The organism is Xanthomarina sp. (genome assembly GCF_035306705.1).
Lineage (GTDB): Bacteria > Bacteroidota > Bacteroidia > Flavobacteriales > Flavobacteriaceae > Xanthomarina.
On sequence record NZ_DATGNO010000055.1, the window covers coordinates 1 to 5,072 of the forward strand.

Consider the following 5,072-nt stretch of genomic DNA (forward strand, 5'->3'; position numbering starts at 1 on the left):
GATTATTTTTTGGACAAAAAGTCAAAAGATGAAATAGACCCTGAAAAAGAAAAGGAGCTTTTTAACCATTAATCTAATGTTATGGACTGGATGTTTGAAGATTTTAAAACCGAACTGGATAACCTAAATCCTTACGAAAATGGTAACGCGATCATTGAGTTTGACGATACTAAAACGAATGAAGGTGAAAATTGAGGAAGCAATTAATGCAACAAATTACAAGGTAACAAGAAAAAATAAAAATCAATGGAAGCTATATTAAAATCAGAAATTACCTGTCCAAACTGCGGACACAAAAAAGTAGAAGATATGCCAACAAATTCCTGTCAATTCTTTTATGAATGTGAGAAGTGTAAAACTGTTCTAAAACCAAAAGAAGGTGATTGTTGTGTGTATTGTTCTTATGGTTCTTTGCCCTGTCCTCCTATCCAGTTAACAAGAAAAGATGAATGCTGATGCAAATGCAATTCCTGTGCATAACCTTTTAAAGTATCTTTAAAGAAAATTTTAATAAAATGAAAGCAGCTACATCCCGGCCCTTAAGCCCAAAAGTTAATAAAGAAAAAACAGGCTGGAAAACCCACTGGGACCTTCTGCTTGCCTTGCTGATTTTGGTTATACTGTTAACATTGGAATATGGGTTTAACCTCGACATACCCACTATACCTTTATTGGCAATTAACCTCATTGCTTATCTTCTCGCCGGAAGAAAAGTTTTAGATCTCGCTTGGCGAAAGTCAAAAAGAGGCGATTTCTTCAATGAATTTGTATTGATGAGTGTGGCAACAATCGGCGCATTCATCATTGGAGAATATGAAGAAGGTGTTGCCGTAATGGTATTTTACCAAATAGGCGAATGGTTTCAGGACTCGGCAGTTAAGCGCGCCAAAAGAAGCATTAAAGCCTTGCTTGATATAAGGCCTGATGAAGTTATCGTTCTAAGAAACGGAAAATCACAGGTTATACATCCTTCAGAAGTAGAAATAGGAGAAAAGATACAAGTGAAACCTGGTGAAAAGGTTGCCTTGGATGGTGATCTCATTTCTGAAAAAGCCTCTTTCAACACTGCGGCATTAACAGGGGAGAGCAAACCAGATACCAAATATAAAGGTGAACAGGTACTGGCCGGGATGATCAATCAAAACACACTTGCAGAAGTAAAGGTAACCGCCCTGTTTAGGGATAGTAAACTCAGCAAGATCTTGGAAATGGTACAGGATGCCACCGCACGTAAATCACAGACCCAACTCTTCATATCCCGTTTTGCCAAAGTATATACCCCAATCGTATTTTTCCTTGCACTGGCACTTTGTGTAACCCCAATATTTTTTGTGGATGATTATGTGTTTCGGGAATGGTTTTATCGTGCATTGGTATTCTTGGTGATCAGTTGTCCCTGTGCATTGGTTGTTTCCATACCTCTGGGCTACTTTGGAGGTATCGGCCTTGCTTCCCGAAATGGAATCCTGTTCAAAGGCGGAAACTATTTGGATGTTATGACCCAAGTAAAAACAGTGGTGATGGACAAAACAGGCACCTTGACCAAAGGGGTCTTTAAAGTTCAGCAAGTAGTATCCGAAGGAATTGAAAAAGAAGAACTGATCAAAGTAGCAGCAGCTTTGGAAAAGAACTCGACCCATCCCATAGCCATAGCTGTAACGGATTATGCCGATAATAAACACCAAGGCCTACAAACTTCAAACATTGAAGAAATAGCAGGACACGGCTTGAAAGGCATCGTTGGTAATAAGGAAGTATTGGCTGGAAACCTTAAACTTTTAAAGAAATATGACATAGCTTATCCTGCCGAAGTCGAACAGATTGTAGATACCATAGTGGTATTGTCCATTGATAATAAGTACGCCGGTTATATCACTATTGCCGATGAAATAAAGGAAGATGCATATCAGGCCATCAAGGAAATGCACCGTCTAAACATAAAAACCGTAATGTTATCTGGTGATAAACAAACAGTGGTAGATCAGGTGGCAAAAGTTTTGGGAATTGATGAAGCTTATGGTGGACTGCTTCCGGATGAAAAAGTGGAGAAAGTGGAGGCTCTTAAAAAAGAAGGAGTAAAATTGGCCTTTGTAGGCGATGGTGTTAACGATGCTCCGGTTATTGCCCTCGCCGATGTTGGTATTGCAATGGGCGGTCTCGGTAGTGATGCCACCATCGAAACAGCAGATGTAGTTATTCAAAACGACCAGCCGTCAAAGATCGTTGCAGCAATAAAGGCGGGTAAAATCACCAAAAACATTGTCTGGCAAAATATCATTCTCGCTATGACAGTCAAAATTATAGTACTTGCATTAGGTGCAGGCGGTGTTGCTACTTTATGGGAAGCCGTTATCGCAGATGTGGGTGTAGCTCTTTTGGCTATATTGAATGCTGTGAGAATACAACGGAAGGATTTATAACATCCGCATACTTATCTTGGCTTCAAAAAGATTGTTTTTCTCGAACGAAAAAAATGTTCCTTGCTCTAGCGGTTGTTGCTATGTTCGCTTCAAAAACTTAATAGACAACCCAGATGTCATTTATAAATTGCTCATTCCTCTACTGATATTTTTCATTGTGATATTTATTATTGGTCAAATCCTCAGGCAAATCCTTAACGTTTAGCTATTCAGACAGGGTAAGCCTGACATTAACTACTACGGCAAGAAATTCACCTATTTCATTAGCCATTGCCGTTTCTGCTTTTTCTTATGAACCATTAATTGCATTATCATTAATTATTGAACCATTGGTTGAACTTCCAGTTTGGTTTTGACATCACAAATCATATTGTATTATTGTGCTTAATATACTGACCCTAATTTCCTCACCACTAAAGCTAACCTTATTCCTTCTATAGCGGAATTAGATGATTCCAATTTAAGGAAAAAAACCCACCGCACAGCCATTTGCTTCCAGTCGGTTCTTTTCGTTCGTTCGTGCCTCACTCTCTACAATCACCCACTTCCAGCAACGCACAGCAAGAGGAGTCCTTCATTCCTTTCCGTTGCACTACAATCCATTCAGTCCTGCACTTGCTTTTCCCCACGCACATCCAAACGCAGGTAAAGCGGTGGCATTGATTACCTAAGAATTAAACCTTCCAGTGTAGCGAACCCAAGAACCGAAGGACAAGTTGACCAACGCTCAAAGTTTTCAACAGTACTTCGCTTCCTGCAACCAATGACAGACTTCTTGCGTGTTGGTTTCAAATTGTATGCGAATAAGATGACACAGTTTAATGCTGCAATGTCTTATAACTTGAACAATGGAATTACAGGGGCTTACCCTAACTATACCATTGATTATGCTAACGCTTTAGTTACTCGTGGAAATCTTACAGGTGCAGTTGGTGGAGCGGCTACTTCTCCAAGTGCTGCAACAGTAGATGTAACCTGGACAGATAACTCTGGAAGTGGAAGTGCAATGGCTACTGATAAAGCATTAATCTTGCTTTTCAATGCTACAAGAGGTGAAAGTGTATTTACCACAGCTGGACCAGCAAGGTCAGCAGGAACAGAAAGTATTTCCGTGCCTTCTGAATACACAGGTGAAGATGTAGAGGTATTCTTAGCGTTTATCTCAGAAGATGGCTCTAAAGTAGCGAATAGCTCTTATTTAGGTTCTGTAACAGTTGCTTAATAGCGATTGACGTTTTCTTGAAAAACCGTCCTCATTTGGGGGCGATATTTTTATATTTACACCTCTCAATTTTCCTATCTTTAGTCCTTAATTAGCTATAATTCAACACTTTTTGTTGCTTATTTGTATCTATTAATAGTTAATTAGCTGATAATCAGTATCACATTACATTTTGTATCGATTTGTTACAAAAAAAATTGTGTCTGTGCTTAAACGAATAGTTTATATGCAGAAGTAAATTAAACAAAGAAATTTTAATTTCTAAGCATCAAAGTATGTTTTTAAAGTGAATTAATTTTCTTTATTATTCTGATTCATGGAAGATTATATTACAATTAAACATATTATTCAAACCCCTTTAATCTTCCCTCTCTGCTCTCTTGATGATTAAAGAGTTTTGATTGGAATTGAGAAACAGTGCAAAAAAAGTCCCTACTTCTCCCAACCTATATTTTTTGCACCCTTTCCAAGTTTCAGTTGCTGAAAGAAATTATCTAAAAAATAAACAAAAACACCGCAAAGGTAAGACGGACATCCCAACGCACCGCCCAACCAAAAGCTTACGGCATAATGGCAGGGCAAATAAGGAGGCTTCGCCGAGTTGCTTTGTAGCCCTGCCACCCTTCGGGACTTATTCCGTTTCCTTTTGGCTTTTCTTCTTGTCCGTCTTGATTGAACGGCTTTCTTTTTTTTCTGTTTTTTTCTTTTTGAAAGTAATTTTAAGAGGGAGAAACACACCACATACTCATTGCTATCAAAACAACGGTTTGTGCTTCTCATTATAAATTTCCTTCAATTTCCCAAGCTATTGAAAGAGCTGTCAAACAACAAATCGATACTTCATTAGATTTTAATTTCTAATTTGTTTATTTCGATAATAAACACAAGAATACCTAATGCCAGAATAAAATATCCGAAAAAGAATTTCAAACCTTTATTGCTCAACTTATCCTTTATGGAGTTGGCAGTAATAACTCCTAAGGCAGAGCAAACTGTGCAAAAAACAAAAGTTTCCAGTTTATTTCAACAGACGAATTAAAATCGCCTAAAAAACCCAAAGTCGTTGTGATAGATATTACAAATAACGACGTTGCTATTGCGTTTGTCAGTTGGATTCCTGTTGTGAAAATGAGAGCAGGCACAATTAAAAAACCGCCACCAGCCCCTACAAATCCCGTAACTAAACCAATTCCGGCTCCTTGCAAAATGTTTTTGATATAATTACGTGATACAAAGAGCTTTGTTTCAATCTCTTTACTTTTTAAGGTTTTGATTGCAGCTGTAAGTATAGTAATGAAAAAACAAGCATAATTACATTTCCTTTTGAAATTAAAATTAAGCTGTTTTCAAATATAACATCGGGAATGACCGGCAGAATAAATCTCCGTATGATGTAAGTGACAATTAATCCGGGTACTGCAAAGTACAAT

At 37.9% G+C, this 5,072-nt stretch carries 4 protein-coding genes; 3 read left to right on the top strand and 1 reads right to left on the bottom strand.

Annotated elements, in window-relative coordinates; translation table 11 throughout:
- The first annotated feature begins 246 nt into the window (after positions 1 to 246).
- From VKY47_RS04615 to VKY47_RS04625, 3 genes are all read left to right on the top strand, one after another.
- Positions 247 to 456, top strand: coding sequence for a GDCCVxC domain-containing (seleno)protein (locus tag VKY47_RS04615; RefSeq protein ID WP_073217619.1), 210 nt, complete (start codon positions 247 to 249; stop codon positions 454 to 456).
- Between the two features lie 59 nt (positions 457 to 515).
- Positions 516 to 2,420: a heavy metal translocating P-type ATPase gene (locus VKY47_RS04620; protein WP_139856301.1), complete on the top strand. Its 1,905-nt coding sequence runs from the start codon at positions 516 to 518 to the stop codon at positions 2,418 to 2,420.
- 658 nt (positions 2,421 to 3,078) lie between these two features.
- Entirely contained in the window at positions 3,079 to 3,642 is a 564-nt protein-coding gene (locus VKY47_RS04625; protein WP_324310749.1) for a DUF6266 family protein, read from the top strand.
- 977 nt (positions 3,643 to 4,619) lie between these two features.
- Here the strand turns inward: VKY47_RS04625 and VKY47_RS04630 are convergent.
- Positions 4,620 to 4,937 carry a sulfite exporter TauE/SafE family protein gene (locus VKY47_RS04630; RefSeq protein ID WP_324310751.1) on the bottom strand — a complete coding sequence of 106 codons (318 nt, stop codon included), beginning with the start codon at positions 4,935 to 4,937 and terminating at the stop codon, positions 4,620 to 4,622.
- Between the last annotated feature and the right edge of the window lie 135 nt (positions 4,938 to 5,072).